29 protein-coding genes and 1 tRNA gene are annotated in these 25,714 nt (G+C 29.9%); 15 read left to right on the top strand and 15 right to left on the bottom strand.

Annotated features, from left to right (window positions below):
• The first annotated feature begins 4 nt into the window (after positions 1 to 4).
• The 5 genes from L1S33_RS10545 to L1S33_RS10525 all read left to right on the top strand — a co-directional run bounded on the left by L1S33_RS10545 (position 5) and on the right by L1S33_RS10525 (position 3,781).
• Positions 5 to 172, top strand: coding sequence for a cytochrome C oxidase subunit IV (locus L1S33_RS10545; protein WP_072555422.1), 168 nt, complete (start codon positions 5 to 7; stop codon positions 170 to 172).
• Positions 173 to 184: 12 nt separating this feature from the next.
• The gene (locus L1S33_RS10540) at positions 185 to 1,057 is read left to right on the top strand and encodes a cbb3-type cytochrome c oxidase N-terminal domain-containing protein (protein ID WP_240562297.1); all 873 of its coding nucleotides are present in this window, start codon (positions 185 to 187) and stop codon (positions 1,055 to 1,057) included.
• 29 nt (positions 1,058 to 1,086) lie between these two features.
• Positions 1,087 to 2,508, top strand: a complete 1,422-nt coding sequence (ccoG, locus tag L1S33_RS10535) for a cytochrome c oxidase accessory protein CcoG (protein ID WP_240562296.1) — start codon at positions 1,087 to 1,089, stop codon at positions 2,506 to 2,508.
• 122 nt (positions 2,509 to 2,630) lie between these two features.
• On the top strand, positions 2,631 to 3,077 hold the full coding sequence (locus L1S33_RS10530; RefSeq protein ID WP_240551657.1) for a FixH family protein: 447 nt from the start codon (positions 2,631 to 2,633) through the stop codon (positions 3,075 to 3,077).
• On the top strand, positions 3,077 to 3,781 hold the full coding sequence (locus L1S33_RS10525; protein WP_240562295.1) for a sulfite exporter TauE/SafE family protein: 705 nt from the start codon (positions 3,077 to 3,079) through the stop codon (positions 3,779 to 3,781). The genes L1S33_RS10530 and L1S33_RS10525 overlap by 1 nt, the downstream gene beginning before the upstream one ends.
• Here the strand turns inward: L1S33_RS10525 and L1S33_RS10520 are convergent.
• The 4 genes from L1S33_RS10520 to L1S33_RS10505 all read right to left on the bottom strand — a co-directional run bounded on the left by L1S33_RS10520 (position 3,778) and on the right by L1S33_RS10505 (position 4,580).
• Positions 3,778 to 3,918 carry a hypothetical protein gene (locus L1S33_RS10520; RefSeq protein WP_204218314.1) on the bottom strand — a complete coding sequence of 47 codons (141 nt, stop codon included), beginning with the start codon at positions 3,916 to 3,918 and terminating at the stop codon, positions 3,778 to 3,780. The two genes, L1S33_RS10525 and L1S33_RS10520, sit on opposite strands and share 4 nt — an antisense overlap.
• 148 nt (positions 3,919 to 4,066) lie before the next feature.
• Positions 4,067 to 4,140 (bottom strand) — tRNA-Arg (locus L1S33_RS10515).
• Between the two features lie 44 nt (positions 4,141 to 4,184).
• Positions 4,185 to 4,412: a putative signal transducing protein gene (locus L1S33_RS10510; protein WP_083426193.1), complete on the bottom strand. Its 228-nt coding sequence runs from the start codon at positions 4,410 to 4,412 to the stop codon at positions 4,185 to 4,187.
• Positions 4,413 to 4,427: 15 nt separating this feature from the next.
• Entirely contained in the window at positions 4,428 to 4,580 is a 153-nt protein-coding gene (locus tag L1S33_RS10505) for an SsrA-binding protein (protein ID WP_240551743.1), read from the bottom strand.
• Between the two features lie 626 nt (positions 4,581 to 5,206).
• On the opposite strand from L1S33_RS10505, the gene L1S33_RS10500 reads away from it, so the two are divergent.
• Complete coding sequence (locus tag L1S33_RS10500; protein ID WP_240562294.1) at positions 5,207 to 6,148, top strand: calcium/sodium antiporter; 942 nt, start codon at positions 5,207 to 5,209, stop codon at positions 6,146 to 6,148.
• 76 nt (positions 6,149 to 6,224) lie between these two features.
• Here the strand turns inward: L1S33_RS10500 and L1S33_RS10495 are convergent, their stop codons facing one another.
• Complete coding sequence (locus tag L1S33_RS10495; protein ID WP_240562293.1) at positions 6,225 to 7,241, bottom strand: glutamine synthetase beta-grasp domain-containing protein; 1,017 nt, start codon at positions 7,239 to 7,241, stop codon at positions 6,225 to 6,227.
• A gap of 569 nt (positions 7,242 to 7,810) precedes the next feature.
• On the opposite strand from L1S33_RS10495, the gene L1S33_RS10490 reads away from it, so the two are divergent.
• The 8 genes from L1S33_RS10490 (at position 7,811) to L1S33_RS10455 (ending at position 15,684) form a co-directional block, all read left to right on the top strand.
• Entirely contained in the window at positions 7,811 to 8,647 is an 837-nt protein-coding gene (locus tag L1S33_RS10490; protein WP_240562292.1) for a hypothetical protein, read from the top strand.
• Between the two features lie 76 nt (positions 8,648 to 8,723).
• Complete coding sequence (locus L1S33_RS10485) at positions 8,724 to 9,182, top strand: hypothetical protein (protein ID WP_240562291.1); 459 nt, start codon at positions 8,724 to 8,726, stop codon at positions 9,180 to 9,182.
• Between the two features lie 13 nt (positions 9,183 to 9,195).
• On the top strand, positions 9,196 to 9,915 hold the full coding sequence (locus L1S33_RS10480) for a curli production assembly/transport protein CsgE (protein WP_240562290.1): 720 nt from the start codon (positions 9,196 to 9,198) through the stop codon (positions 9,913 to 9,915).
• A 14-nt stretch (positions 9,916 to 9,929) separates the two neighbouring features.
• Positions 9,930 to 10,343: a curli assembly protein CsgF gene (locus tag L1S33_RS10475; protein ID WP_240562289.1), complete on the top strand. Its 414-nt coding sequence runs from the start codon at positions 9,930 to 9,932 to the stop codon at positions 10,341 to 10,343.
• Between the two features lie 10 nt (positions 10,344 to 10,353).
• Positions 10,354 to 11,700 (top strand): CsgG/HfaB family protein, encoded by a 1,347-nt coding sequence (locus L1S33_RS10470; protein WP_240562288.1) that lies wholly within the window; start codon positions 10,354 to 10,356, stop codon positions 11,698 to 11,700.
• Between the two features lie 12 nt (positions 11,701 to 11,712).
• Entirely contained in the window at positions 11,713 to 13,212 is a 1,500-nt protein-coding gene (locus L1S33_RS10465) for a carboxypeptidase regulatory-like domain-containing protein (protein WP_240562287.1), read from the top strand.
• Between the two features lie 102 nt (positions 13,213 to 13,314).
• Complete coding sequence (locus L1S33_RS10460) at positions 13,315 to 14,493, top strand: AIR synthase related protein (RefSeq protein ID WP_240562286.1); 1,179 nt, start codon at positions 13,315 to 13,317, stop codon at positions 14,491 to 14,493.
• Positions 14,494 to 14,634: 141 nt separating this feature from the next.
• Positions 14,635 to 15,684, top strand: coding sequence for a nucleoid-associated protein (locus L1S33_RS10455; RefSeq protein WP_240551753.1), 1,050 nt, complete (start codon positions 14,635 to 14,637; stop codon positions 15,682 to 15,684).
• Between the two features lie 116 nt (positions 15,685 to 15,800).
• Here the strand turns inward: L1S33_RS10455 and L1S33_RS10450 are convergent, their stop codons facing one another.
• The 3 genes from L1S33_RS10450 to L1S33_RS10440 all read right to left on the bottom strand — a co-directional run bounded on the left by L1S33_RS10450 (position 15,801) and on the right by L1S33_RS10440 (position 18,086).
• Positions 15,801 to 16,682 (bottom strand): DUF4145 domain-containing protein, encoded by an 882-nt coding sequence (locus tag L1S33_RS10450; protein ID WP_240562285.1) that lies wholly within the window; start codon positions 16,680 to 16,682, stop codon positions 15,801 to 15,803.
• Between the two features lie 146 nt (positions 16,683 to 16,828).
• Entirely contained in the window at positions 16,829 to 17,602 is a 774-nt protein-coding gene (locus L1S33_RS10445; protein ID WP_240562284.1) for a hypothetical protein, read from the bottom strand.
• A gap of 52 nt (positions 17,603 to 17,654) precedes the next feature.
• On the bottom strand, positions 17,655 to 18,086 hold the full coding sequence (locus tag L1S33_RS10440) for a hypothetical protein (RefSeq protein ID WP_240562283.1): 432 nt from the start codon (positions 18,084 to 18,086) through the stop codon (positions 17,655 to 17,657).
• An 82-nt stretch (positions 18,087 to 18,168) separates the two neighbouring features.
• Between L1S33_RS10440 and prfA the strand changes: the two genes are divergently transcribed.
• Positions 18,169 to 19,245, top strand: a complete 1,077-nt coding sequence (gene prfA / locus L1S33_RS10435) for a peptide chain release factor 1 (RefSeq protein ID WP_240562282.1) — start codon at positions 18,169 to 18,171, stop codon at positions 19,243 to 19,245.
• 266 nt (positions 19,246 to 19,511) lie between these two features.
• Here prfA and L1S33_RS10430 read toward each other — a convergent pair whose 3' ends face one another.
• The 7 genes from L1S33_RS10430 to thrS all read right to left on the bottom strand — a co-directional run bounded on the left by L1S33_RS10430 (position 19,512) and on the right by thrS (position 24,980).
• Positions 19,512 to 19,895, bottom strand: coding sequence for a hypothetical protein (locus tag L1S33_RS10430; protein WP_240562281.1), 384 nt, complete (start codon positions 19,893 to 19,895; stop codon positions 19,512 to 19,514).
• Positions 19,896 to 20,107: 212 nt separating this feature from the next.
• Positions 20,108 to 20,866: an MBL fold metallo-hydrolase gene (locus L1S33_RS10425; protein WP_240562280.1), complete on the bottom strand. Its 759-nt coding sequence runs from the start codon at positions 20,864 to 20,866 to the stop codon at positions 20,108 to 20,110.
• Positions 20,867 to 21,051: 185 nt separating this feature from the next.
• Positions 21,052 to 21,642 carry a hypothetical protein gene (locus tag L1S33_RS10420; RefSeq protein ID WP_240551759.1) on the bottom strand — a complete coding sequence of 197 codons (591 nt, stop codon included), beginning with the start codon at positions 21,640 to 21,642 and terminating at the stop codon, positions 21,052 to 21,054.
• A gap of 94 nt (positions 21,643 to 21,736) precedes the next feature.
• A complete protein-coding gene (gene rplT / locus L1S33_RS10415) occupies positions 21,737 to 22,081 on the bottom strand; it encodes a 50S ribosomal protein L20 (protein ID WP_072555391.1) in 345 nt (114 codons plus the stop codon).
• Between the two features lie 88 nt (positions 22,082 to 22,169).
• On the bottom strand, positions 22,170 to 22,367 hold the full coding sequence (gene rpmI / locus L1S33_RS10410; RefSeq protein ID WP_240551760.1) for a 50S ribosomal protein L35: 198 nt from the start codon (positions 22,365 to 22,367) through the stop codon (positions 22,170 to 22,172).
• A gap of 77 nt (positions 22,368 to 22,444) precedes the next feature.
• Positions 22,445 to 22,963 carry a translation initiation factor IF-3 gene (gene infC, locus L1S33_RS10405; protein WP_303435542.1) on the bottom strand — a complete coding sequence of 173 codons (519 nt, stop codon included), beginning with the start codon at positions 22,961 to 22,963 and terminating at the stop codon, positions 22,445 to 22,447.
• A gap of 73 nt (positions 22,964 to 23,036) precedes the next feature.
• On the bottom strand, positions 23,037 to 24,980 hold the full coding sequence (gene thrS, locus L1S33_RS10400; protein WP_240551761.1) for a threonine--tRNA ligase: 1,944 nt from the start codon (positions 24,978 to 24,980) through the stop codon (positions 23,037 to 23,039).
• Between the last annotated feature and the right edge of the window lie 734 nt (positions 24,981 to 25,714).

Below are 25,714 nucleotides of genomic sequence, written 5' to 3'. Positions count from 1 at the left end.
AACTATGTTGAAATTTGTAAAAAAACACATGGAAAGTATAATTGGAATAGAAATTTATCCAATAATATCTTTAATCATATTCTTTACCTTTTTTGTAGTCTTGTTTTGGTGGGTTTTTACTGCTAAAAAAGAGTATATAAATAAAGTAAGTCAATTACCGTTAAACGATTAAAAAGAATTTAAAATGAAAAAATATATACAATCAATAGTGTCTTTTATTTTTGTTTTTTCGATGCCATTTCTATTAGTCGAGGTAACAAAAGCGTATAAAGAACCATACAATTTCCTTGAAAATCCATTGGTTTGGGTCCTTATTTTGTTTTTTGGATTAGTAGTTGTATTCAAAGAAATTTTAGCAGTAACTGCAATACAAAAAGCAGAAAAACTTCAAATGGAAAAAGATGGAGTTGTTCCAGAGAAAGTTGATCCATGGGCAGCTATAAAAGCTATTATTCAACGTTGGACAAACTCTAAACCGATAGAACAAGAAGGGGAAATTGCTTTAGATCATAATTATGATGGAATTAGAGAATTAGACAACTCGCTTCCACCATGGTGGAAATATATGTTCTATGCTTCAATAGTTTTTGCTATTGTGTATTTAATTCGTTTTGAAGTTTTAGACGGAGATAATCAAATTGTTGAATATGAAAAAGCGGTAGCACAAGCACAAGCTGAAATTAATAAATTCAAAAAATCTTCACCGGATATTATAGACTTAGAAAATGTAACATTATTAACTGAAGCATCCGATTTAAGTAGAGGTAAAGCGGTGTTTAATTTAAACTGTGCTTCTTGTCATATGGCAGATGGAGGAGGTTCTATTGGGCCAAACTTAACCGATGAAAACTGGATTTTAGGTGGTGGAATTAAAAATGTATTTGCAACTGTTTCTAATGGCGGTAGAGATGGAAAAGGTATGGTTGCTTGGAAAAAAATATTAAAACCAATTGATGTGCAAAAAGTTGCAAGTTATGTGTTGTCTTTACAAGGTACAATACCTGCAAAAGCAAAAGCACCTCAAGGAGAGGTTTGGAAAGAAGAAGAATTAAAATAATAGTGAAAGAGAGTTTTTAGTAGTTAATTATGGAAACACCCGAGAATGAATATTTTAGAGATAGTATAGGTACTGTTGATGAGCAAGGTAAACGTTCTTGGGTATATCCTAAAAAACCGAGCGGAAGGTTTTATAAATATAGAACTACTGTAAGTTATTTTTTACTTGCTTTTCTCCTGGCTGCACCTTTTGTAAAAATTAATGGGAATCAGTTTTTGCTCTTTAATGTTTTAGAGCGTAAGTTTAATATTTTTGGCTTCCCGTTTTGGCCACAAGATTTCCATTTACTAGTAATCTCTATGATTATTGGAGTGGTGTTTGTAATTCTCTTTACAGTGGTTTTTGGTAGGATTTTTTGCGGATGGATTTGTCCACAAACCATTTTTCTAGAAATGGTTTTTAGAAAAATAGAATACTGGATTGATGGCGATAGAGGAAAACAAATTCGTTTAGAGAAGCAAGCTTGGAATGCTGAAAAAATCAGAAAAAGAGTTACTAAATGGATTATCTTTTTTATCATTTCATTTATTATCGCAAATGTGTTTTTGGCTTATTTAATCGGTGGAGACACTGTTATTGAATATATAACAGGTAATCCGCTAGATAATACAAGTACGCTAATTTCATTGCTAATTTTCACTTGTGTTTTCTATTTTATTTTTGCTTGGTTTAGAGAGCAAGTTTGTATAATAGCTTGTCCTTATGGAAGGTTGCAAGGCGTTTTATTAGATAATAAAACAATAAATGTTGCTTACGATTATAAACGTGGTGAAGGCGAGAAGGGAAGAGCAAAATTCAAGAAGAATGAAGATAGAAAAGAAGTTGGAAAAGGAGATTGTATAGATTGTAAACAATGTGTTGTTGTTTGTCCCACAGGAATAGATATTAGAAACGGAACACAGTTAGAGTGTGTAAATTGCACAGCTTGTATTGATGAGTGTGATCATATAATGGAAAAAGTTGGTTACCCAAAAGGATTAATTAGGTATGCAAGTGAAGAAAATATTGAAAAGAAAACACCCTTTAAACTTACACCAAGAATTAAAGGATATTCTTCAGTATTACTTATTTTAATAGGATTTTTAGTAGGAATGTTATTTTTAAGGAATGATGTTGAAGCTAGTATTTTAAGATTGCCAGGACAATTATATCAACATAAAGAAGGCAATGTTATAAGTAATGTTTATACCTATAAAGTGGTAAATAAAACAACAAAAAAAATTGAAAACGTTCAATATAAATTAATGTCTCATCAAGGAAAAATTGAACTTGTAACACACACAAACTTCGAAGTTCCAAAACAAGGTTTAGCAGAGGGAACATTGTTTATAGAAATAAATGCATCAGCATTAAAAAAAGATAAAGAACAACTTAAAATAGGGGTTTTTAGTGGAGATAAATTAATTGAAACTACAACAACCAATTTTTTAGGACCAAGAAGTTATAAGTAAGTTAATAGTTTAGCAGTAGATTGTTTGCAGTAAAATAGAGGTATTGTGAAAAGAAGATTTGTCATTTCTACTTTAGGTGAAATCTCTTAACTAAATAACGATTTTACATTAAATAAAAAAATATGAAAGTAAATTGGGGGACAGGAATAGTAATTGCAATTATAGCTTTTATGGGGTTTATACTTTTTTTTGTAATAAAAATGAGTAGCAATAAAAAATATAGTTACGATTTAGTTTCAGAAAAATACTATCAAAAAGAGTTGGTATATCAACAAGAAATAGATGCTGCAAATAATGCAGCAGAATTAAAAGAAAAAGTAACAATAAAAAGAACTATTGAAGGTTTACGAATTTATTTTCCAAAAGATTTTTCTTCTGAAGAAATTAAAGGAAAAGTGTTCCTATATAGACCGTCTAATAAACAGTTAGATTTTGAAATACCTATTTCATTTTCTAACACATATTTGCTCGTGCCTGAGGATCGTTTATTAGATGGTCGTTGGAACATTATTGTAAAATGGAAAATTAAAGATAAAGATTTTTTATTTAAAGAAGAATTAATTTATTAATGTTAGCAACGGCACTTATATTTGGTTTATTAGGTAGTTTTCACTGTATTGGTATGTGCGGACCAATAGCATTTATGCTACCATTAAATAGAAGAAATAAGTTTAAACAATTTCTACAAGTTGCTAGTTATCATTTAGGTAGGCTTTTTACTTATAGTTTAATCGGTTTGCTTTTTGGAGTGTTAGGTAAAGGGTTTTATTTCTTCGGATTTCAGCAGGTTATCTCCATAGTTGTTGGTGTTTTAATGATTTTATTCATATTGCTTCCAAAAGTGTTTAATCGGTTTAAATCTTTTGATTTTATTCAAAGAAAACTGATGAAAATAAAAAGTAAATTAGGAAAAGAGTTAGCAAAAAAAGAAAATGACACTTTTTTTACTATCGGATTTTTAAACGGATTTCTTCCCTGCGGATTGGTGTATATGGCACTTTTTGGAGCTTTAGCTACAGGTAATGCTTTTAAGGGAAGTTTGTATATGTTTCTTTTCGGGTTAGGAACTGTTCCTTTAATGACAATTGTAGCCTATTTTGGTAATTTTTCTAATGTGTATTGGAGACAAAAAATTCAGAAAGCAATACCTTTTGTAGTTGTCTTTGTTGGAGTTTTATTTGTATTACGAGGTTTGGGTTTAGGAATTCCATACGTATCGCCTTTAGAGCCAGTATTAACTAAAACTTTAGAAGCTACAGTTGGTTGTCATTAATTAATATCTTCTTTATTTTTACCGCCAAGTACTAAAACTAATACTGCTGCAATTAAAAGAACACATACAATTGCAAAAACAGCAATCATAAAAACACCGTTTCCCCAAGAAACTAAAGGTAAATTCTGTAACATCATAATTTTTAAATTTTAATCAAAAATAAATTGATAAAACTGTTTTAAAAATGACTTTTGTCATAAAACAAAAAAATATAATGTGGTGAAATAAGTAAAAAGGAGAAGAAATAAAAAACCCTATCAATTAATTTTGATAGGGTTTTTCTTGTGACCATGCTAGGATTCAAACCTAGAACCTCTTGAGCCGTAATCAAGTGCGCTATTCAGTTGCGCCACATGGCCTTTTTGCGGTTGCAAATATAAGATGTTTTTAGAAATTAAAAAGACTATTCTTCAATTTCTTTTTTATAAGTTTCAATTATTGGTTTTGCCTTTTCTAAATCTGTATTTAGAATAAACAATTGAGCAGATAAAGAATGAGAACCAAAGCCTGCTAATCTACCCGATTCTGCTTCATCTTTTAGTATTGTTGGTATTTCTGCCTGCTCTAAAATTGTTTTTAATCTGCTAGCAATTATAGGCATTCCTGTAAAAATTTTAACGTGTTCTTGCATAATTAGTAGTTTAAATTAATCTAAAGAATTCATTGTTATAAAAGCTTTCCAACCAATTATTGCTAATTGAAATTTAGAAGCTTTAGTTATATCCAACTTCTTTTTAGTAAAAGAAGGTAAAAGCGCCTTGTTTAATTTTGCTATAAATTTAAAAAAATGTTTTTTCATTATACGTTTGGTTGTACGCCAAAAATAATCATTTTTTTTCTTTTGTGGAGCAAAGCTACATTTGTAGCTTCACTCATTAGTGTAGATGTTAGTAGTCTTTTTCTTTTAGCAAATTTCCCACATTAAAAATAAATAGATATAATAGATATTGTGGATTCAATAGTTTCAATTGTTAGTGTAATGATAATTGTGAACATAGTTTTGTAGTGTATTAAAGTTAGTAAATTAGTATAATTCTAGAATTGTCTTCTCAATATATGAGGGTTGTAAATCACTACCAAATTTTTTCAATACAATTCATTTGTTTGACTTTATATATGAAGCTTAAAAAGTAATAATTGTTTTAAAATGTAATTCAGTTGTCTATATTTTGATTTTAATTTGAAGCTGTATTGTATTTATAATGTTTTAATGTGTTATAAAATAAAGGGTATTTTTGGGTGCTTTTTAAAAAGTAAAGGGATTTATGTCTTTTAATAGATGCTTTTTTTGTGTTTCTATCTTTTCAGAAAAATAAAAACTGATATATGTCATAGTTTTAATGATGTTATTTTTGTATCTATTTCAGGTAAAAAACGAAGAATTAAATTAGGCAAAGTTCTATCTTCGCAAAAAAAAATATTTAAATGAGTATTGCTTATATTATTATTGGATTAGTCCTTTTAGTTTTTGGAGGAAATTTTTTATTGAAAGCTGCAGTTGGTTTATCACTTAAACTAAATATTCCAAAAATAGTTATTGGTATGACGGTTGTATCTTTTGCAACATCTGCTCCAGAGTTAATAGTTAGTATAAAATCTGCCTTAGATGGAGCAACTGGTTTAGCCGTTGGTAATGTTATTGGTTCTAACATAGCTAATATTGCTTTGGTTTTGGGTGTAACTATAATTTTGTCTACAATTAATGTTGAAAAAAGCTTTTATCAAACAGACTGGCCTGTTATGATGTTTGCATCCTTATTGTTTTATTCATTTATAGCGTTTGATAATACTATTCAGCAATACGAAGGAATAATAATGGTTTCACTTTTAATTGTGTTTTTAATCTATTTGTTGAAGTTTCAAAAAACAGCTGTTGTTGATGAGATGCCAGAAGATGATGAAGAGTTGCCTTTGTATAAAATTGTGCTTTTTTTAGTTTTAGGAGGACTTGGTCTTTGGGGTGGTTCAGAATTACTAGTTGATGGAGCAACAACATTAGCAAAAGGTTTAGGTGTTAGTGAGGCAATAATTGGTGTTACTATAGTTTCTATTGGAACAAGTGTTCCGGAATTGGCAGCTTCTATTATTGCAGTGTTGAATAAGGAGAAGGCAATTTCTTTAGGAAACTTAATTGGTTCTAACATCTTTAATATTCTAGCTGTTTTAGGGATAACTTCTATTATTACTCCAATAACAGTAAATCCAGGAGATATGAGTTTGTTAGATCATGATATTTATTGGATGTTGGCTATTTCCTTCATTATATTACCATTAGTGTTTTTTCCGAAAGGATATCGTTTAAATTGGCGTGACGGAATTATTTTACTTTCTTTATATGGGTTGTTCATTTATCAAACGATTAGCTAGAAGAACTTAAAAATTAAGAATAAAAAAACGCTAACAAATTAATGTTAGCGTTTTTTATATATACAAAGCTTTGAGATTATTTAATCGGCTTAACCGTTTTAATAATTCTTGCTGCAATTTTATATGGATCTCCGTTAGAAGATGGACGACGGTCTTCTAACCATCCTTTATATCCTTTTTCTACTGCAATAATTGGAATACGAATTGAAGCTCCTCTATCTGAAACTCCCCAAGAAAATTCATTAATAGAAGCAGTTTCATGATCACCCGTTAAACGTTGTTCGTTATGCTCTCCATAAACTTCAATGTGTTCTTTTACTAAAGGACGGAAAGCTTCACAAATTTCTGCGTACTTTTCTTTAGAACCACAAGTTCTTAAGATTGTGTTAGAAAAGTTTGCATGCATTCCAGATCCATTCCAATCTGTATTTCCTAATGGTTTTGGGTGGTACTCAATGTACATTCCTTTACCTTCAGTTAAACGATCTAATAAATATCTAGATATCCAGATCTCATCACCAGCTTTCTTAGCGCCTTTTGCAAATAATTGGTATTCCCATTGTCCGGATGCAACTTCCTGGTTTATTCCTTCAAAGTTTAAACCTGCATCAATACAAAGATCTGCATGTTCTTCAACTAAATCTCTACCATGTGTATTTTTACCTCCAACAGAACAATAGTACATTCCTTGTGGAGCTGGATAACCACCTCTAGGGAAACCTAATGGTAAGTCTGTACTCGTATTCATTATAAAGTATTCTTGCTCAAAACCAAACCAGAAATCATTATCATCATCTTCAATAGTAGCACGTGCGTTAGATTCATGTGGAGTTCCATCAGCATTCATTACTTCAGTCATAACTAAATAACCATTTCTTCTTGTAGGATCTGGGTAAATTGCTACTGGTTTTAAAATACAGTCAGATGCTCCTCCAGAAGCTTGCTTTGTAGAAGAACCATCAAAAGACCAAAGGCCTAATTCTTCTATAGTTCCTTTAAAATCTTCATGTTCTTCAACTTTGGTTTTGCTTCTCATGTTTTGAGTTGGATAATATCCATCTAACCAAATGTATTCTAATTTAATTTTTGCCATAATGTGTTGTTGTAATGTGTTAAAACTTAGTTACAAATATAAAATTTTTTTAAGCTTTTGTCTTATAAAAAGACAAGATTGGGTGTTTTTTACCAAATCATTAATTTTAGTACTTTATTTTACTGATATTATAATTTTATATGACTTTTAAAAAAAATATAATAAGGTAGCAATATTATAAATGTATTAGAAATACACTTATCGGTTATAGGTATTTTTCCTATATTTTCCTGTATAAATAAAGTTTAAATTTCTTTTAATAGCTTGTTTTTGTTGACTTTTTGCGTTTTTTTTGAATTATATTTTGTCGTTTTAATTATTCAGGTGTTTTTTTTTTGAAAAAAAGTTATATATTAGCAGTGTTTAAACGAGCAAACTATATAGTTTATAAGTACAACTCTAAATTTGAGTTGATGAAAATGTAAATTACACCTTAATAAATTACATTTTACCCTGATTTTATTTTACCCTTAAATTTTTTATTAAGCATTATTATATTTTATAATTAAGTGAATTATAAAGTATTCCTTATGCAAATTTTTAACTAACGTATTTTAAAATTATTTATCATGAAAAAATTATTAAGTTTAGCTATGGTATTAGCTACAGGAGCGCTTTTCGCGCAAAACACAAACGATTCTTACCAAAACGGTTTCGGAAATGATGTAAACGTAATGCAAGTAGGTTGGGACAATAGTTCTACATCTGACCAAGATGGTAAAATTTATGGAGCCGGAAATGGTGGAGATAATAATATGATCGACGTTCAGCAATATGGAGCTTACAATAGTTCTGAGGTTAAGCAACATGGTGATAGTAACACAGGTTATGTGTATCAAGATGGTTACTTTAACGATGCAGTACAAGATGTAGGTGTTGGATATGCAGAGTATAACTTTGCAAGTGTTGTACAACTAGGTGTAGGTAACTCATCTATGCAAAAGCAACGTTTTGACAATAATACTGCTTACGTTTGGCAAGATGGTTATGATAACACAGCTAAACAAGTTCAAAAGAGTGGTGCAGATGGTGTAGCGGGTAGTTATGCAGATATCTGGCAAGATGGTTCTGATAACAATGCAGTTCAAAAACAAACTGGTAGTTATAACGATGCTACAGCTTGGCAATTTGGAACTAACAACAAGTCTAAAGAAACTCAAACTTCTATGGCTGGTGGTTTTTATGCTAATAGTTCTTTTACTTACCAAGTTGGAGATGATCATACATCTACAGTTACTCAAGATTCTGCTTACGGAAACAACACAAGTTTTGTTGGGCAAGCTAACTTATTAGGATTTGGTGGTAATACAGCTACAGTTACTCAAGATGCTGTTTATAGTGGTAATGCAAGTTCTGTTATTCAATATGGAGCTAACACAGCTACAATTAACCAAACTGGACTATAATATACTAAGTATATTAAAAGCAAGAGAGGCTTTCCTCTCTTGCTTTTTTATTTAATTAAATTAAAAATTTTGTCAGATGAAAAGAAATGTTCTTATAATAGTTTTGTTAGTAGCTCAGTTTTTCTGCACAAGTATTTTTTCTCAAGAAGAGATTACACCTTCATATTTTTCAAGTACTTCTAGTAATAAAAATACTCCAGAAATATTGTTCAATTCAAGTAATAATTATTTAGTCGATGTTGTTCAGATACAAACAACTAATAGTGTTAATTCAGTTGTTTTAAATCAAAAAGGGTTATATAATGTTGCAGATATTTCACAATCTAATTTAACAAGCCAGGCTGTTACTCAACTTGGTAATAAAAATTATTATAGTTTTAATAATTATAATAACACTTCTCCGGTAAACCTTAGTGTTCTACAACAAGGTAATGCAAATTCTTTGCAAATTTATGGAACAAATTCTTTTATGGATGGTTTAAAGATTGTCCAAAAATCTAACTTCAAGAATATTGTAATTAAAAATTATAAGTAATATATTTACTGAAATGAAAAATTATATCATATTTTTTTTAGTTTCTATTTTGAGTGTTATAAAACTTGAAGCTCAAGAAGAAGATGTATATGGTAAAATTAGTATTTTAAAAAGTGATAGATTTATCACTTTAGACGCACAAATACATAACGATGGACCTCTTATTAGAGATGAGATGAAGTATGTGTTTTTAGCATTAAAAAAAAGTAAAGAAGGAAACTACTCAAACAATAAACAAACTGGTGAATTCATAATAAACCCTAAAGAGGAAAAAAAAGTTTCTACAATAAAAGTTAATCTAAGCGAAGATGAAGAGCTAAAGGTTTATTTGTTTGTTAGGTATAAGGAGAAACTTATTTCAAAAGACTCATTATTTATACTTCCAAAAATAAAAAGGCAATCTAATGCCCAAAAAAATCAAGAGATAAATTTTAGTTTAAAAGGTATTGTTCTTGATGAAGCAATTACAAAAACGGGTAAAGATTTTTTTGATTTCTTCTATCAAGACTACTTATTATCAGGAAAAAAATATCCTTTTATTATAAAAATAAAAGAAAAACCAGCTATGGGTAGGTCTAGCATAATATATGTTGAAGTTGGTGACTCAAAAATCCATGAGTTTTATTCAAGGCCAGAAGAAGAATATTTAAAAAATAATGTAAAGACTGTTTTAAAAAGAATATATTTATACAACAAAAGGCGTAGTAGGTTATATAAAAACAGTAATTTGTAATAAAAAATAAAAAAATGATGAATAAAAGATTTATAGTTACACTCTTATTTTTGGGGATTGCCGGTTTTTGTTTTTCTCAAGATATAGTTTATAAACCAATTAGTGTTTTATCTGGAGGAGACGCTTTTAGTTATCAACAGGTTTTAACATTAGCTAATGCCCAAAATGATTTTCAAGAATCAAATGCTAATCAATTTGAGCAACCTTCAGAAATAGAAAATTTCACTGATAATTTAAATAGACAGTTATTAAATTCTTTATCACAAAGTTTGTTTCAGGAACAAATTGGTTCAGAAGATTTAACCGTTGGAACCTATGTTTTTGGCTCATTGGTTGTTGAAGTAACTCCAGGAGCTGGTGGTTTAAGTGTTAGTATTTTAAATACATCCACAGGAGAGCAAACTCAAATAACAATACCTGGTAACTAAAAAAAGATTTATGAAAAAATCCTTCAATATAATTGTATGTGTAATTTCTGTGTTTTTATTTACAAGTTGCGGTACATATTTTAATCAACCTTTTGATGTTAATAAAGCAAGAATAGGAGAAAATACATCGCCTGTTTCTAGCATTAAAAACTTTACACCAACAAAGAAAACTATAATTGGTGTTTATAAATTTAGAGACCAAACGGGACAATTTAAACCTGTTCAAAATGGATCTACTTTCAGCACTGCAGTTACACAAGGAGGAACTTCAATCTTATTAAAATCTTTAGAGGAATCTAATTGGTTTCAACCAATAGAAAGAGAAAATATTGCAAATTTATTAAACGAGCGTCAAATTATTAGAAGTACGCGCCAAGAGCATGCAACTAATAAACAACAGGTAAAAATGTACCCTTTATTATTTGCTGGTACTATAATTGAAGGTGGAGTTGTTTCTTATGACTCTAATATAATCACAGGTGGTTCTGGACTTCATTATTTTGGTGCTGGAGCATCAAATGAATATAGACAAGATAGAATAACTGTTTATTTAAGAGCAGTGTCTACAAATAGTGGGAAAATTTTAAAAAACGTTTATGCTTCCAAGACAATTTTATCACAAGGTATATCAGCTAATTTATTTAGGTATGTAGATTTAAGAAGATTGTTAGAAGTAGAAACAGGAGTTACAAAAAATGAACCAGCTCAATTAGCTGTTAAAGAAGCTATTGACAAAGCTGTAGAATTGTTAATTATTGAAGGGGTAATTGATGGCCTTTGGAAACCTTCAGGCGGGCAGCCAGAAATAGATATAATAAAAGAGAATTACGAAAAAGAGAAAAGAGAAGCGGACGCAACAGGCTTGTTTAATAGAAAGCAAGAAAAAAGAAGATCTAGAAACTCAATTAGTGTTTTAGGTGGTGTGTCTCGTATAAACGGAGATTATTCAAACGCAACTTTTAGCCCTGGTTTTGACGTTAAATTTAAGTATTTACTTAAGAATCCAAAGTTCTCTTTTTCAGTTGGTTTAGGAAGAACAGAACTGAATAATGAAAACATTTTTAATGAATCGTTCTTTACATCTAGCTTAAATTTTGAATATAACATTTTACCTTATGATAGACTTACACCATATTTTTATGCAGGTATAGGTTCTGTATCGGCAGGAGACTTAGATAGAACTTTAATGAAATTTCAATATGGTTTAGGGCTAGAGTATTTGGTAACAAATAAGTTTGGAATAATTTTAAGTGCAGATCATAACATGCTTTCAGGTGATAATTTAGATTTACTAGTTAGAGGGAATCGGAACGATCAAATACTCAATGTAAGAGCTGGTGTAAACTTCTATTTTTAAAAAAACTATATAATGAAAAAGCTAATAAAATTTTTGAGTTTTATATTATTCATGACATTTATAAATTGTAGTGAAGATAATACTATTGGTGGAGTTGAGTTTGGAACAATTACGGGTAAAGTTGTAAAAGCATCAGATTTTGAACCTATAGAAAATGTAAAAGTTACATTGTCTCCTACCAACAATACAACTACTACAGATGAAAATGGAGAATTTGTTTTTGAAGAAGTACCTGTTAATGATTACTCTGTAGAAGCAGAAAAACCAGATTTCTTAAATACATTTGAAGCAGTTTCATTGGCTGCAGGGGCTACAGTTAATATAATCTTTGAAATGGAAATTTCAACAGCGCTTAACAATCCACCAACAACTCCAGAATTAATTGCCCCAACGGATGGTACTGTAAATACAGATAATTCTGTGGAGTTAATTTGGTCTTCTTCTGATGTAGATGAAGATGCAATTGAGTATAGATTAGAAATTAAAAATGATTTTAATAATGATATTATCAATATTCAAAACCTTTCAGATACAACATATGTAGTTTCTAATTTAAAATTTGGAGGTAAATATTTTTGGCAAGTAGCAGCTTCTGATAATATAAATCCAGAAGTGTTAAGTACAACCAATACTTTTTCTGTAAAAGAAGATCCAGGAAATAGGTTTACTTATGTTAAAATTGAAGATGGAAATAATGTAATTTATTCTTCAAGTTTGGACGATGATGGAAATGTCACAAATACTGTGCAATTAACAGAATCTGGGGCTAATTCTTGGAGACCAAGAAAAAATAACACTGTTAATCTTATAGCATTTTTAAAGACATTTGATAATGAAACTCATATTTTTACAATGAAACCAGATGGTTCTGAAGTTACAAAAGTAACATCCAATATTCCAATAAACAGTTTTAACTTAAATGAAGTAGACTTTTCTTGGTCTGCTACTGGAGATAAATTTATATATCCAAGTTTTGATAAATTATATATGATTAATAAAGATGGTAGTGGTCTTCAATTAATACATCAAACAACAAACGGGCATTTAATTACTGAATGTGATTGGAGTAATGATGGTACAAAGGTTGCTTTAAGAACAAACAATTCTGTTGGATATGATGGATTTATTTATACAATAGATATGTCAGGAAACATATTAGACACAATTATTTCTTCTAATATTGGAGCCTTAGGAGGTTTAAATTTCTCAGTAGATGGTAGTAAGTTACTTTATACTAAAGACTTTAGTAATTTTCAATCATCAAATTATAGAAGATTAGATAATAGAATTTATTTATATGATTTTTCAGCTATGACTGAAACTGAAGTATTAACTCAAAGGACATCAGGAACTAACGATTTAGATCCAAGATTTTCACCAAATGAAGCCGAAGTAATTTTTGTAAATACCTCTAATGATGGTATTTCTGAAAAGAAAATATTTAAAGCTTTTGTTGCAGGAAGTACTGCAGAAGAAATGTTTCAAGATGCTCTTATGCCAGATTGGGAGTAAAATTAAAATATAAAAAAATATAAGCCGAATGATGAAAATCATTCGGTTTTTTTTATGATGCCAAATAAAAGAAAGTTAAATTTGCACTCACAACACAACAACATGAGTCAAGAAGTTTCTAAAAGATACGCCCAAAGAGGTGTATCCGCATCTAAAGAAGATGTACACAATGCAATTAAGAATATAGACAAAGGTTTATTTCCCAAGGCATTTTGTAAAATTGTTCCAGATTATTTAACAAATGATGAAGATTATTGTTTAATAATGCATGCAGATGGAGCAGGAACTAAAAGCTCTTTAGCCTATATGTATTGGAAAGAAACAGGAGATATTTCTGTTTGGAAAGGTATTGCACAAGATGCATTAATAATGAATATTGATGATTTATTATGTGTTGGTGCAACAGATAATATTATGTTATCTTCTACAATTGGGCGAAATAAAAGTAAAATTCCTGGTGAAGTTTTATCAGCAATTATAAACGGAACAGAAGAACTTATTGAAGATCTTAAAGGTTTTGGAGTTACCATTCATTCAACTGGAGGAGAAACTGCTGATGTAGGAGATTTAGTTCGTACAATTATTGTAGATTCTACTGTTACTGCAAGAATGAAACGTTCTGAAGTAATTGACAACGCAAACATAAAAGCCGGCGATGTAATTGTTGGATTAGAATCTTTTGGACAAGCAACTTATGAAACCGAATATAATGGCGGAATGGGGTCAAACGGATTAACGTCTGCAAGACACGATGTTTTTCATAAATATTTAGCAGCTAAATATCCAGAAAGTTTTGATGCAGCTGTTCCTGAAGATTTAGTGTATTCAGGTAATACAAAATTAACGGATGAAGTTGAAAACTCTCCAATTGATGCAGGAAAATTGGTTTTATCTCCAACAAGAACGTATGCACCAATTATAAAAGAAATTCTTTCTAAGTTTACTTCGGAAGATGTGCACGGAATGATTCATTGTTCTGGTGGAGCGCAAACAAAAATTTTACATTTTGTAGATAATTTACACATTGTAAAAGATAATATGTTTCCAATACCGCCTTTATTTAAATTAATACAAGAGCAATCTAACACTGATTGGAAAGAGATGTACCAAGTTTTTAACTGTGGTCACAGAATGGAAATCTATGTTTCTCCTACAGTTGCCGAAGAAATTATTTCAATTTCAAAATCTTACAACGTAAATGCACAAATAGTTGGTAGCGTTGAAGAATCAGCTACTAAAAAACTGACTATTAAAAGTGAATATGGTACTTTTAAGTATTAAAAACAGTAACATAAACAAGAAAGTCTCAGAGATATCTGAGGCTTTTTTTATGATTACACTTTTTTTAATAATTAATTAGTACGCTACTGTTTTTTTACAACCAAACTTCCTTTATTTTTGCCTTCCTAAATTCATCAGAAAATGATTAAAAGAACACGCGCAGAAATAAGTAAATGTATAATTCATAAAGTAGGGAACAAGTACAATAGCGGCCAAAATGCTATGTCGGAAAGTTTGGTGCGTTTTGATGAAGAAAGCTACGAATTATTAATGCCGTTTTTATTGAAACCTTTTGCAAATGTTACGCAGAGTTACCGTTTTAATCATCATGCAGATGTTCGTTTAAATGAAATGAATAACTATTCTCACGAAGTTTTTGGAAATCAAGAAACATTTATAGAGTATTCTAAAAACATTGTAAACCATTTGTATGAACAATCCAACTCGGCACAAATTAAAGCAGGTGATGTTTTAGTGGTTTTGTTTGAAAACTTAGATTACAAAGACATGATGGTAGAAGGTGTTGGTGTTTTTAAGATTGAAAATAAAGTCGATTTCTTCCAAACTTATTTAGAAGAAGATAGTTTTGATGTTGTGGTTCAAAAAGGAATTTCAACCAAGAAATTAGACAAAGGATGTATAATTTTGAACACAACTGATGCAGAAGGAACCGTTGTTTTATCGGTAGATAACAATAATTACGATGCACAATATTGGATTAAAAACTTCCTGAATGTAAAATATGCAGATGATAGAAATTCGCACACACAGAATTATTTAGAAATGTGTAAAGAATTTTCTGAAGAAGTAATAAAACCAGAGCTTGGTAAACAGGAGCAAAGTACTTTCTTAGCAAATACGGTAGATTATTTTAAAGAGCATGAAAATGTAGATTATCATACTTTTAAAGATGAAATTTTTGAAGAAGAGAAGCATAAAGAGAAGTTTGAAGACTACAAAAAACACTTCGAAGGTTTAAACGATGTCTTAATTAGAAACAATTTTGAAGTTTCTGATGTTGTATTAAAAAAGGAAAAGAGTAAGTTTAAAACTGAAATTAAGTTAGATACAAATATCAAAATTTCTATAGATGTAGATGCGCCAGACGCTTCTTCTGAATATTTAGAAAGAGGTTACGACGAAGAGAAAAAAATGAAATACTATAAAGTATTTTTTAACGAGGAGAAGTAAGGTTACGTGTTTTAATCACTAAGTTTAGCATATAAATCACAGATAGAAAGTCCGCGAGGACTTTCGTAAATTGTCTAAAACCAAGCAATTAATTATACACGGTGTTGGGCACAGTTTTACCAGTTAAAAATATTATTCGGTACTTTTTCAATTTTATATTTTCCTTCATTTGCTATTGATAAAAAATCTATTTCTCCATCTTCTATTTTTTTATTCAACTCTTCTATAGATTTATTAAAGAATACTTTGTTTTTAAGTAATCTTTTTGAATTTCCTAAAATCTCATTCATTGTTAATTCCTTATTAAGAATTTCATCACTAATTTTATTCCTTATTAGTTTTAGAAAGTCTTTATATTCATCAATTATTATTTCAATTTTATCTCCTATTTTTTTATCTTGAATAAACAAATTCTCAAGTAAATGGTTTACAATATCTAAAAGTATTAGTAAATGTTCTCTTCGTGGTGTTTTCATTTCGTGTAATGCGTCATTTCCTAAAAATCTAATTGAGTGTAATCTTTTTGATTCACTCTTTGTTAGAAGCCCTTTTTCTTGAAGAGAGTCAATTCTTGCAGATAGATTGTCTTTTTTTATTTTCAGATGAATGCAAGTAGCTTCAATTATAGCTCTAAAACCACCTGCAGTTAATATATAGGCATTACCTTTAAAAGAGGTTAACGTTTCTTTATAAATATTTTTAATAATTGGTGGTAAAAAATTTAAATACTCTAATTCTTTTCCGTTTTTTAATATATGCGGAAATATTGTCGTTTCATCATAATATTCAACGTTTCCTTCTTCATCATATTGTTTCATTTCGGAATCTGCATAAGTATGAACAAATGAAACAGTTTCACAGCCTAAACATTCAATGACCATATAAAATTCTATCCATTGGATGTACCCTTCTGCATCATCTCCTTTTATCTTTTTTTCGTGAATTAGCTTATGATTTCTATTTCCTTTACAGTTTCTACAGAAATATTTTTTATCCATTCAGAGTTTTTTTTTAATTGTGCCCAACGTGTTTGTATATGGTTTGTTACGTGGTTAAGCAACTAAGTTAACAAATAAAAATCGAATAGAAAATCCGCGAGGATTTTCGTAAGTATGCTAGAACTAGCAATAAATTATATACGATGTTACCCAACGTTATTTTTTTCATTGTTTTCCCAAATAACATCTTCAATTGTTGCTTTTGAATAGCATATTTTTTTCGATAATTCTATCAAGTTTTCTATTTCATACTGATTTCCATAAGCCATTAGTAATTCGTTTGTTATTGATTCGAAATTTTGATAAATATAAGAAAGTCTTTTTCGAAATTCATTCAGCTTCTCGTCATTCAAATTTGTGTTTATTTCTTCTAATTTTTCTTCTGACCAATCAAAGTCATTTCTATTTAAAACAAATTCAGATTGTTGTTCATTAACTGGCTTAAATCCTAATGACAAAGCTACTTTTTTTGAGTTATTATAATTAAACTCTCCAATTTGTGATTCTGTTATTGTTATTCTCTGGCTTTCTAAATCCTTATTTTCATCATAGAAAATATATGGTAGAATTGCATTTTTCAATGCTTTAACTAAATAACCTTTTTTTCTGCTTTTCTTATTTATATACCAATGTAAGTCAGAATATCTATCTTCAACTGCTCCTATAAATTCATCATTTTCATTTTTGATGAAGAAAAAAGTATAATAATTCTGTGAAAATTTTGGCTTGTCTTTTAAGTCAATTTTTTTCTCTCTCACTTTTGAAATAAATACAAATTCGCTTATTTGTCTCAAGAATATCGTGTCCTTATATCTTCCGCTATTCAATCTGTCTATAAATTCTTGTATATCCTCATTTCTCATTGTGCTGGTTAATGTTGGGTAACTTGTCATATAAAAACTAAATATTGTATTATCCATAATATTGGAAATACAAAAGATAGTTTTTGTGGTTTTTATAAAGATATAAAACTTATTTCATTTCCTCAAAAACAAAATCTATTTCAAATTCTTCGTTAGAAATTTTACATTTTAGACGTTTTCCATCTTTAAAATAATGTATTTTCTTTGGGAATTCATTTAACTTATTTTCAGCAACAAAAGAATCTTCAGTTTGTTCAGTAAATTTAAACAAAGTAGGTTTTTCATTTACACCTTCAACTTTTAAACACAATGTATCTTTTAGAGAAACAATACTCATAATTTCTTTAAAAATAGTGTCTTTGTCTTTTAAGGTAAAACCAATTCCAGTAAAGTCTTCATTCCAAAAATCAAAAGTTTGTTTTTCTGGTTTTTCGTTAACACGTTGCCAATTTCCTAAAAGAAAATCAGGATAGTTTTGTTTAGTTGTTGTCTGGCAAGAATTCAAAAGTAAAATAAGTGCAAAAAAAGTTAAAATACGCATAGTCAGCAATTTGATTTATCAAATATAATCAAATTTAAATTCGATAAAAAAACGTAAATTCGCATTTTAGAAAAGACACCCAATGTTAGATAAAATAAGAATTGTAAAGCAACGTTTCGATGAGGTTTCAGATTTAATAATCCAACCAGAAATTATTATGGATCAGAAACGTTATGCTCAATTAAGTAAAGAGTATAAAGATTTAGGAGATGTTGTAAAAAGAGGTGATGAATACCAAAAATTACAGCAAAATATAGAAGAAGCCAAAGAAATTATTGCAGACGGAAGCGATGCAGAAATGGTAGAAATGGCCAAAATGGAAATTGATGAAGCAAATACTCGTATTCCAGAATTGGAAGAAGAGATTAAGTTTTTATTAATTCCTAAAGATCCAGAAGACAATAAAAATGCAGTTGTAGAATTGCGTGCAGGAACAGGTGGAGACGAAGCAAGTATTTTTGCCGGAGATTTATTTAGAATGTACACAAAATATTGTGAAGGTAGAGGTTGGAAAGTTTCTACGGTAGATTATTCTGAAGGAACCAACGGCGGATTTAAAGAAATTCAGTTTGAAGTAACCGGAGATGATGTGTACGGAATTTTAAAGTTTGAAGCTGGAGTGCATCGTGTACAACGAGTTCCTCAGACGGAAACACAAGGGCGTGTACATACTTCTGCAGCAACTTGTATGGTTTTTCCAGAAGCAGAAGAATTTGATGTAGAGATAAATCCAAAAGAGGTACGTATAGATTTTTTCTGTTCGTCTGGTCCAGGAGGTCAATCTGTAAACACAACCTATTCGGCGGTTCGTTTAACGCACATTCCAACTGGTTTGGTTGCACAATGTCAAGATCAAAAAAGTCAGCATAAAAATAAAGAGAAAGCCTTTAAAGTATTACGTTCTCGTTTGTACGATATGGAATTGGCTAAAAAACAAGCAGAAGACGCGTTAAAACGTGGTTCTATGGTTTCTTCTGGAGATAGAAGTGCAAAAATTAGAACTTATAATTACGCACAAGGAAGAGTAACAGACCACAGAATTGGATTGTCTTTATATGACTTACCTAATATTATGAATGGTGATATTCAGAAGATTTTAGACGAATTAATGATGGCAGAAAACACCTCTAAATTAAAAGAATTAGGAGAAAGTATTTAACATTTGCTTCATTGAAAGGAAACGAAGTAATTTCTTAATTTATAAGTATAAAAATCCCAAGTTGAAAAATTTGGGCTTTTTTAGTTTTAAAAACTGAATACTTTTTAGGGTAAAAAAGATTAGAATTTGGGCATTACCTTTCAGGTCGGGCTTTTCGCACTCGCTTTTTTTTCGTTCCTCAAAAAAGAGCTCAAACAATTGCTGCAATCCCTAACGCGCTTATTTGCTAACTATTTTCATTAACATAAAACATATAGAGTTTTTATTTAAATAATATTTTTAAAAGGGTTGAAGTCCTTTTTAAATATGTTAAAACTTATGCCGAATATTGCTAGAGCACTAACTGCAGCTACAGTTAAAGTTGTTAAACTAGTTTTTAGTATAGAAAATTTTCTTTTCTTGATTTCTTTAACGTCTTTTTCTGAAATTTTTAAAGTTTTCCCTTTTGATAAAAGTTGAATTGTATCATTATAAAAGCCAACAATCTTTCCCTTTATCCTTTTTGAGTTTTTTAAATCAATCTTGTATTTTTTCAATAATTCAATATCTTTTTCATCACCTTTTATCGTTTTGTAACTATAACAGCTTTGAAAAAGAATACAATAAGATAAAAGAACTGAAACAAGTTTTAAATAATTTATAGCTTTCATAATAAAATAGTTTTAAAGTTATTGTTATTTAAAACTATGAAACATTAAATACGAAGTGTCCGAAAACGTCCAATTGTGGACGTTTTCGGACAAAGTTGGACGTTCTCGGACATAATTTAACATAAAAAAGTAAATCCTAAGATTTTAAACTTAGGATTTATTTGTTTTGAATATTGAATATTGAATATTGAATATTGAATACTGAATACTGATTACTTCATATACCAATCTCGTAAGCGAACTTCTATCTCTAAATTTTCAGCATCAACAAGTTCTTTAAACTTTTTAGTATCGCTAATCATTCCTTTTCCTCTGTAATGATAAGGATACATTATCTTCGGTTGAAAAGCTAAAACACCTTCCGACGCTTCGTTAATATCCATTGTATAAGGTAAGTTCATGCATACAAATGCTAAATCAATACCATATAACATCTTCATTTCTTGAATAGCCGAAGTATCTCCAGAAATATAAATATTAAAATCTTCAATGCTTATGGTGTATCCATTTCCTCTACCTTTTGTATGTCTGCTATCTTCCGTTTCTGGTAAATTATACATTGGTACTGCAGAAATAAACAAACCCATTCTATGAACACCTTGTTCATTCTTTAAAGCAATTGAGTTTTGTTTGTAAGTATAAGTTAGTTTATTTGCAACAACTTCAGGAGCAATAATTACAGCGTTTTTTGCATCTAATTCCTGTATGGTTTCCATGTTAAAGTGATCTCCATGAATATCTGTAATAAGAATCATATCTGGTTTTGCAATTCCTGTGTAGGCTTTTTTTCCACCAGTTGGATCAACATAAATAGTTTTTCCGTTGTAAGTTAAAACTAAACTTCCGTGTTTTATTGGTTGAACGGTTAAATCTCCATAGCCTGTATCAATAATGTCAGCTTTAGGAAAGTTGTTTTGAGCTTGTATATTTCCGAAGAAAATTAAAGTAATAAAGGTAAAGAGTGATTTCATCTATTTCATTTAAATAGTTAAATAAATTTATGCTTCTATTAAATACCCATTATGGGTTTTTTGATTTGTTTATATAGTGTTTTGCAAACAGTGTACCAAAGTTACTAAAAACAAAAAAACTCTCAAAAGTTTATTCTTTTGAGAGTTTGTCTTGATTCTTGTTTCTAAAAATCTTTAATTTTTAATTAAACACCACGCTGTTTATTAATTTCATCTTGTAATTGTCTACGTAGTTTCTGTTCTTTTTCTATACTTTTTTTACGATATTTTTCTAACTCTTCTTCTACATCAGATAAAGATTTTCTCGCTTCGTTTGTAAGTGAATTACTGTTGTTGTATCTAAATATAAAAAATAATAGTCCAGCTAAAAGCCCAGCTATAATTCCCCATAAAATAGTATTATAAGTAATCTTGCTTAGCTGTAACCCAAACAAAGAAATATTATCTTCTTTACTTAAAGAAGTTGTAAGTTCTTTATTTGTTTTAGAAATTGTACTTTCTAAAGTAGCTATAGTTTTTTGTTGAGAATTAATTGTTTGTTGTTTGTTTGAAGCTTCTTTTTCAATAGCAGAAATACTATCTAAGACGTTTTTCTGTAATTTTAAAAAATTATCTTTTCGCATTACCTTATAAACTTGGTAATTGTTAGATTGCTTGTAAAGTTTCTGAAATTGTCCTTCAATAGTTTTTGGAAATTCTTGAACTTGGTTAGGTTGTTGCGCAAATATATTTAACGTTAATAAAGCGCTTAAGATAGTTAATTGTATAGTTTTCATCTGAAAGTTTGTACAGTTGGTGTTATAATATAATAAGTGTAAAAAAACCCAAACGTAAAGTTTGGGTTTTTATTATAAGCAAGGTTATTAAAACTTATTTTACTTTTTCTACAATTGCCTTAAAAGCTTCTGGATTGTTCATAGCTAAATCAGCTAAAACCTTACGGTTTAATTCGATATTATTAGCTTTTACTTTTCCCATAAACTGTGAGTAAGACATTCCATACTGTCTAGCTCCTGCGTTAATACGCACGATCCATAAAGAACGGAAGTTTCTCTTATTGTTTTTACGGTCACGGTATGCATATAGCATAGCCTTTTCAACCGCATTTTTTGCTACTGTGTAAACGTTTTTACGTCTTCCAAAGTAACCTTTTGCTGCCTTCAAGATTTTTTTTCTTCTTTTTCTTGAGGCTACTGAATTTACTGATCTTGGCATAATTTCAATGTGTTTTGTAGTAGGCGATTCTAAAATTTGAATTCTTTGAGCCTAATACATGGTTAATAATTAAATTCCCTTATTAAACTTATCTTAAGTTTAACTGTTGCTTGATATTTCCTTCATCAGCTTTGTGAACTAATGTTGAGTGAGTCAAGGCTAGCTTACGTTTCTTAGACTTCTTTGTTAAGATGTGACTTTTAAACGCGTGCTTTCTTTTGATTTTACCAGTACCTGTAACTTTAAATCGTTTTTTGGCACTAGATTTGGTTTTCATTTTAGGCATCTCTGTCTCTCGTTTTTATCTTGCTTATTATCTTTAGTTGTAAAGTAAAAGGTTTTAACCTTTAATTTTCAACTCTCTTATTTCGTTTTCTTAGGAGAAATAAACATAATCATACGTTTACCTTCTAATTTTGGCATCTGTTCTACCTTACCATAATCCTCTAACTCTTGCGCCAGCTTTAATAGTAAAATATGACCTTGTTCCTTAAAGATTATTGAACGTCCTTTAAAGAATACAAATGCTTTTAATTTAGCACCATCTTGTAAAAACTTAATGGCATGCTTCTTTTTAAATTCATAATCATGCTCATCAGTTTGTGGTCCAAATCTAATTTCCTTTACGGTAACTTTTGTAGCTTTAGATTTTAAGACTTTTTCACGCTTCTTTTGCTCGTACATAAACTTTTTGTAATCTATTACTTTACAAACAGGTGGTACAGCTTTAGGTGAAATTTCAACTAAATCTAATTCTTGCTCTCTAGCTAGTTCTCTAGCTTTAGAAATTGGGTATACACCAATTTCAATATTTTCACCAACTAAACGCACTTCTTCTACGTCACGAATCTTTCCATTGATTCTATGTTGATCTTCTTTAATTACTCGTAATGGTCTTCTTGACCTTTTTCTTCTAATTGCTATGACTAATATATTTAAAAGTTAATTTCTATTTTTATTTAAAAGGAACTAGGGTTTTACTAACTTCATTCTGTATTAGAGAAATGAATTCTTCAATAGTAAAGGTACCTAAATCACCTTCTCCATGTTTTCTTACAGATACCGTGCCATCTTGCTCTTCCTTTTCACCAACAATAACCATAAATGGTATCTTGCTTACTTCGGCATCTCTAATCTTACGTCCCGTTTTCTCATTACGTGAGTCTACGAGGGCGCGAATTTCGGAATTTTCAAGCAGATTTAAAACTTTTTCTGTATATTTTTCATATTTCTCACTGATTGGCAGTATAATAACTTGATCTGGTGTTAACCAAAGAGGGAAATTTCCTCCTGTATGCTCAAGTAATACGGCAATAAAGCGTTCCATAGAACCAAATGGAGCTCTATGAATCATTACAGGTCTGTGAGATTGATTATCTGATCCTTTATACGTTAAATCGAAACGTTTTGGTAAATTATAATCAACTTGTATCGTTCCTAATTGCCAACTTCTGCCTAAAGCGTCCTTTACCATAAAGTCTAACTTAGGACCGTAAAAAGCCGCTTCGCCTTCTTCAATAACAAAATCTAACCCTTTATCTGTTGCTGCACTTATAATTGCATTTTCAGCAATATCCCAAGTTGCTACATCACCGATGTATTTGTCGGGGTTTTTAGGATCTCTTACAGAAACTTGTGCTGTAAAGTTTTCAAAACCTAAAGAACCAAAGACATATAATACTAGATCTATAACTTCTTTAAATTCCTGATCTAATTGTTCAGGTGTACAAAATATATGAGCATCATCTTGTGTAAAACCTCTAACACGAGTTAAACCGTGTAGCTCTCCACTTTGTTCATATCTATAAACCGTTCCAAATTCTGCAAAACGTTTAGGTAAATCCTTATATGAATAAGGTTTAAAATTATAAACCTCACAATGATGTGGACAGTTCATTGGCTTTAATAAAAACTCTTCATCCATTTTTGGAGTTTTAATTGCCTGGAAACTATCTTCACCGTATTTTTCATAATGACCAGAAGTAACATATAGTTCTTTTTGTCCAATATGAGGAGTCATTACCATTTCGTAACCAGCCTTCTTTTGTGCTTTCTTTAAAAAGTCTTCCAATCTACCTCTTAAAGCAGCACCTTTTGGTAACCATAAAGGTAAACCAGCACCAACTTTTTGAGAGAATGTAAAAAGTTCTAACTCTTTACCAAGTTTTCTGTGGTCACGTTTTTTAGCTTCTTCTAAAATTTCTAAATATTCAGTAAGCATCTTTTGCTTCGGAAAACTAATTCCATAAACACGTGTAAGCTGATTATTCTTTTCATCACCACGCCAATAAGCACCAGCAACGTTCATTATCTTAATAGCTTTTATAATTCCTGTGTTAGGAATGTGTCCACCACGACATAAGTCAGTAAAGTTACTATGATCACAAAAAGTAATATCACCATCCGTTAAGTTTTCAATCAACTCAACCTTATATTCATTGTTCTCTTCCTCATATAAAGACAAAGCATCCGCTTTAGAAACCGATCGCATAGAAAACTCATGTTTCCCACGAGCAATCTCTAAAAATTTCTTCTCCAATGCAGGAAAATCTTTTTCAGAAAGTGTTTCATCGCCTAAATCTAAATCATAATAGAAACCATTATCAATAGCAGGCCCAATAGTTAACTTCGCATTTGGATGAAAACTTAAAATAGTTTCTGCCAAAACATGTGCAGACGAGTGCCAAAAAGCTTTTTTTCCACCTTCATCATTAAAGGTATATAGAATTAAAGAACCATCTGTGGTAAGTGGAGTAGTAGTTTCAATAGTAGTTCCGTTAAAATTTGCCGAAATAACGTTTCTTGCAAATCCTTCACTAATACTTTTAGCAACATCCATTGGTGTGCTATTGCTTTCAAATTCTTTGACGTTTCCGTCAGGTAAAGTAATATGTATCATTATATATGTTTCATTTCCCTACAAGCGGAAATAGTTGAAAGGCAAAGATATTGTAAAACTAAAACCTGTACAATATATATGTATACATATATAGGAGTAATTTTTTGTTTGTGCGTTACCCTTTGGGTCGGGCTTTTTGCTATATCTTTTTGCGAAAAGCAAAAAGGATACCGCTTCAATCCCTAACGCGTACTTATTAATAAGATGTAGTACATAATATAAAAGTGTAGTTGTTTGTTTTGTTAAGGGGAAAGTCAAGGTTTCCATCTAACCATTTAGAAAACTATGTCATTATATGTTAGAGTAGATTTAGTTTTAATATAAAAATGAAAAAACTTTAAATATAAAACACTCTTAATCAGTGTATGTAAAAAAAAGATTAAAAAAAGATTAAAAAAGTTAGTTTAGAATAGAAAATGTGTTGTATGTTTGCAGCCGCTAACGGGAATATGGTTAGTTAGTTTAGTTCATTGAGATTGTTGTTAGAGTAGGCGTAAATAGTAGAAGCGATTAAATAAAAAGGTTTTAAATTTTTCAAAAAAAAGTTTATTTTTTATTTGGTTATCAAGAGAAAAAGGTAGTATCTTTGCAGTCCGATTTTTTCGGCAAATAAGTTCAGTTTTCTTGAGGTTCTAAATAAGTTTAAAAAAGTTTTATTTTTTTTATTGCGAGATTAGAATAAAGTTTTATATTTGCAGCCGCTAAGAAATACAGCAAATTAGTTCACAGAAATT

It is taken from the genome of Tenacibaculum aquimarinum, from assembly GCF_022478115.1.
Taxonomy (GTDB): Bacteria; Bacteroidota; Bacteroidia; order Flavobacteriales; family Flavobacteriaceae; genus Polaribacter; species Polaribacter aquimarinum_A.
The sequence above is the reverse complement of the archived record's forward strand: the minus strand, read 5'-3'. Positions and strand labels throughout refer to the sequence as shown.

Bases quoted from the DNA above. Each gene is read 5' to 3' on its own strand.
- L1S33_RS10545 (WP_072555422.1), top strand. From the start codon at position 5: ATGTTGAAATTTGTAAAAAAACACATGGAAAGTATAATTGGAATAGAA.
- L1S33_RS10540 (WP_240562297.1), top strand. From the start codon at position 185: ATGAAAAAATATATACAATCAATAGTGTCTTTTATTTTTGTTTTTTCG.
- ccoG (WP_240562296.1), top strand. From the start codon at position 1,087: ATGGAAACACCCGAGAATGAATATTTTAGAGATAGTATAGGTACTGTT.
- L1S33_RS10530 (WP_240551657.1), top strand. From the start codon at position 2,631: ATGAAAGTAAATTGGGGGACAGGAATAGTAATTGCAATTATAGCTTTT.
- L1S33_RS10525 (WP_240562295.1), top strand. From the start codon at position 3,077: ATGTTAGCAACGGCACTTATATTTGGTTTATTAGGTAGTTTTCACTGT.
- L1S33_RS10520 (WP_204218314.1), bottom strand. From the start codon at position 3,918: ATGATGTTACAGAATTTACCTTTAGTTTCTTGGGGAAACGGTGTTTTT.
- L1S33_RS10510 (WP_083426193.1), bottom strand. From the start codon at position 4,412: ATGCAAGAACACGTTAAAATTTTTACAGGAATGCCTATAATTGCTAGC.
- L1S33_RS10505 (WP_240551743.1), bottom strand. From the start codon at position 4,580: ATGAAAAAACATTTTTTTAAATTTATAGCAAAATTAAACAAGGCGCTT.
- L1S33_RS10500 (WP_240562294.1), top strand. From the start codon at position 5,207: ATGAGTATTGCTTATATTATTATTGGATTAGTCCTTTTAGTTTTTGGA.
- L1S33_RS10495 (WP_240562293.1), bottom strand. From the start codon at position 7,241: ATGGCAAAAATTAAATTAGAATACATTTGGTTAGATGGATATTATCCA.
- L1S33_RS10490 (WP_240562292.1), top strand. From the start codon at position 7,811: ATGAAAAAATTATTAAGTTTAGCTATGGTATTAGCTACAGGAGCGCTT.
- L1S33_RS10485 (WP_240562291.1), top strand. From the start codon at position 8,724: ATGAAAAGAAATGTTCTTATAATAGTTTTGTTAGTAGCTCAGTTTTTC.
- L1S33_RS10480 (WP_240562290.1), top strand. From the start codon at position 9,196: ATGAAAAATTATATCATATTTTTTTTAGTTTCTATTTTGAGTGTTATA.
- L1S33_RS10475 (WP_240562289.1), top strand. From the start codon at position 9,930: ATGATGAATAAAAGATTTATAGTTACACTCTTATTTTTGGGGATTGCC.
- L1S33_RS10470 (WP_240562288.1), top strand. From the start codon at position 10,354: ATGAAAAAATCCTTCAATATAATTGTATGTGTAATTTCTGTGTTTTTA.
- L1S33_RS10465 (WP_240562287.1), top strand. From the start codon at position 11,713: ATGAAAAAGCTAATAAAATTTTTGAGTTTTATATTATTCATGACATTT.
- L1S33_RS10460 (WP_240562286.1), top strand. From the start codon at position 13,315: ATGAGTCAAGAAGTTTCTAAAAGATACGCCCAAAGAGGTGTATCCGCA.
- L1S33_RS10455 (WP_240551753.1), top strand. From the start codon at position 14,635: ATGATTAAAAGAACACGCGCAGAAATAAGTAAATGTATAATTCATAAA.
- L1S33_RS10450 (WP_240562285.1), bottom strand. From the start codon at position 16,682: ATGGATAAAAAATATTTCTGTAGAAACTGTAAAGGAAATAGAAATCAT.
- L1S33_RS10445 (WP_240562284.1), bottom strand. From the start codon at position 17,602: ATGGATAATACAATATTTAGTTTTTATATGACAAGTTACCCAACATTA.
- L1S33_RS10440 (WP_240562283.1), bottom strand. From the start codon at position 18,086: ATGCGTATTTTAACTTTTTTTGCACTTATTTTACTTTTGAATTCTTGC.
- prfA (WP_240562282.1), top strand. From the start codon at position 18,169: ATGTTAGATAAAATAAGAATTGTAAAGCAACGTTTCGATGAGGTTTCA.
- L1S33_RS10430 (WP_240562281.1), bottom strand. From the start codon at position 19,895: ATGAAAGCTATAAATTATTTAAAACTTGTTTCAGTTCTTTTATCTTAT.
- L1S33_RS10425 (WP_240562280.1), bottom strand. From the start codon at position 20,866: ATGAAATCACTCTTTACCTTTATTACTTTAATTTTCTTCGGAAATATA.
- L1S33_RS10420 (WP_240551759.1), bottom strand. From the start codon at position 21,642: ATGAAAACTATACAATTAACTATCTTAAGCGCTTTATTAACGTTAAAT.
- rplT (WP_072555391.1), bottom strand. From the start codon at position 22,081: ATGCCAAGATCAGTAAATTCAGTAGCCTCAAGAAAAAGAAGAAAAAAA.
- rpmI (WP_240551760.1), bottom strand. From the start codon at position 22,367: ATGCCTAAAATGAAAACCAAATCTAGTGCCAAAAAACGATTTAAAGTT.
- thrS (WP_240551761.1), bottom strand. From the start codon at position 24,980: ATGATACATATTACTTTACCTGACGGAAACGTCAAAGAATTTGAAAGC.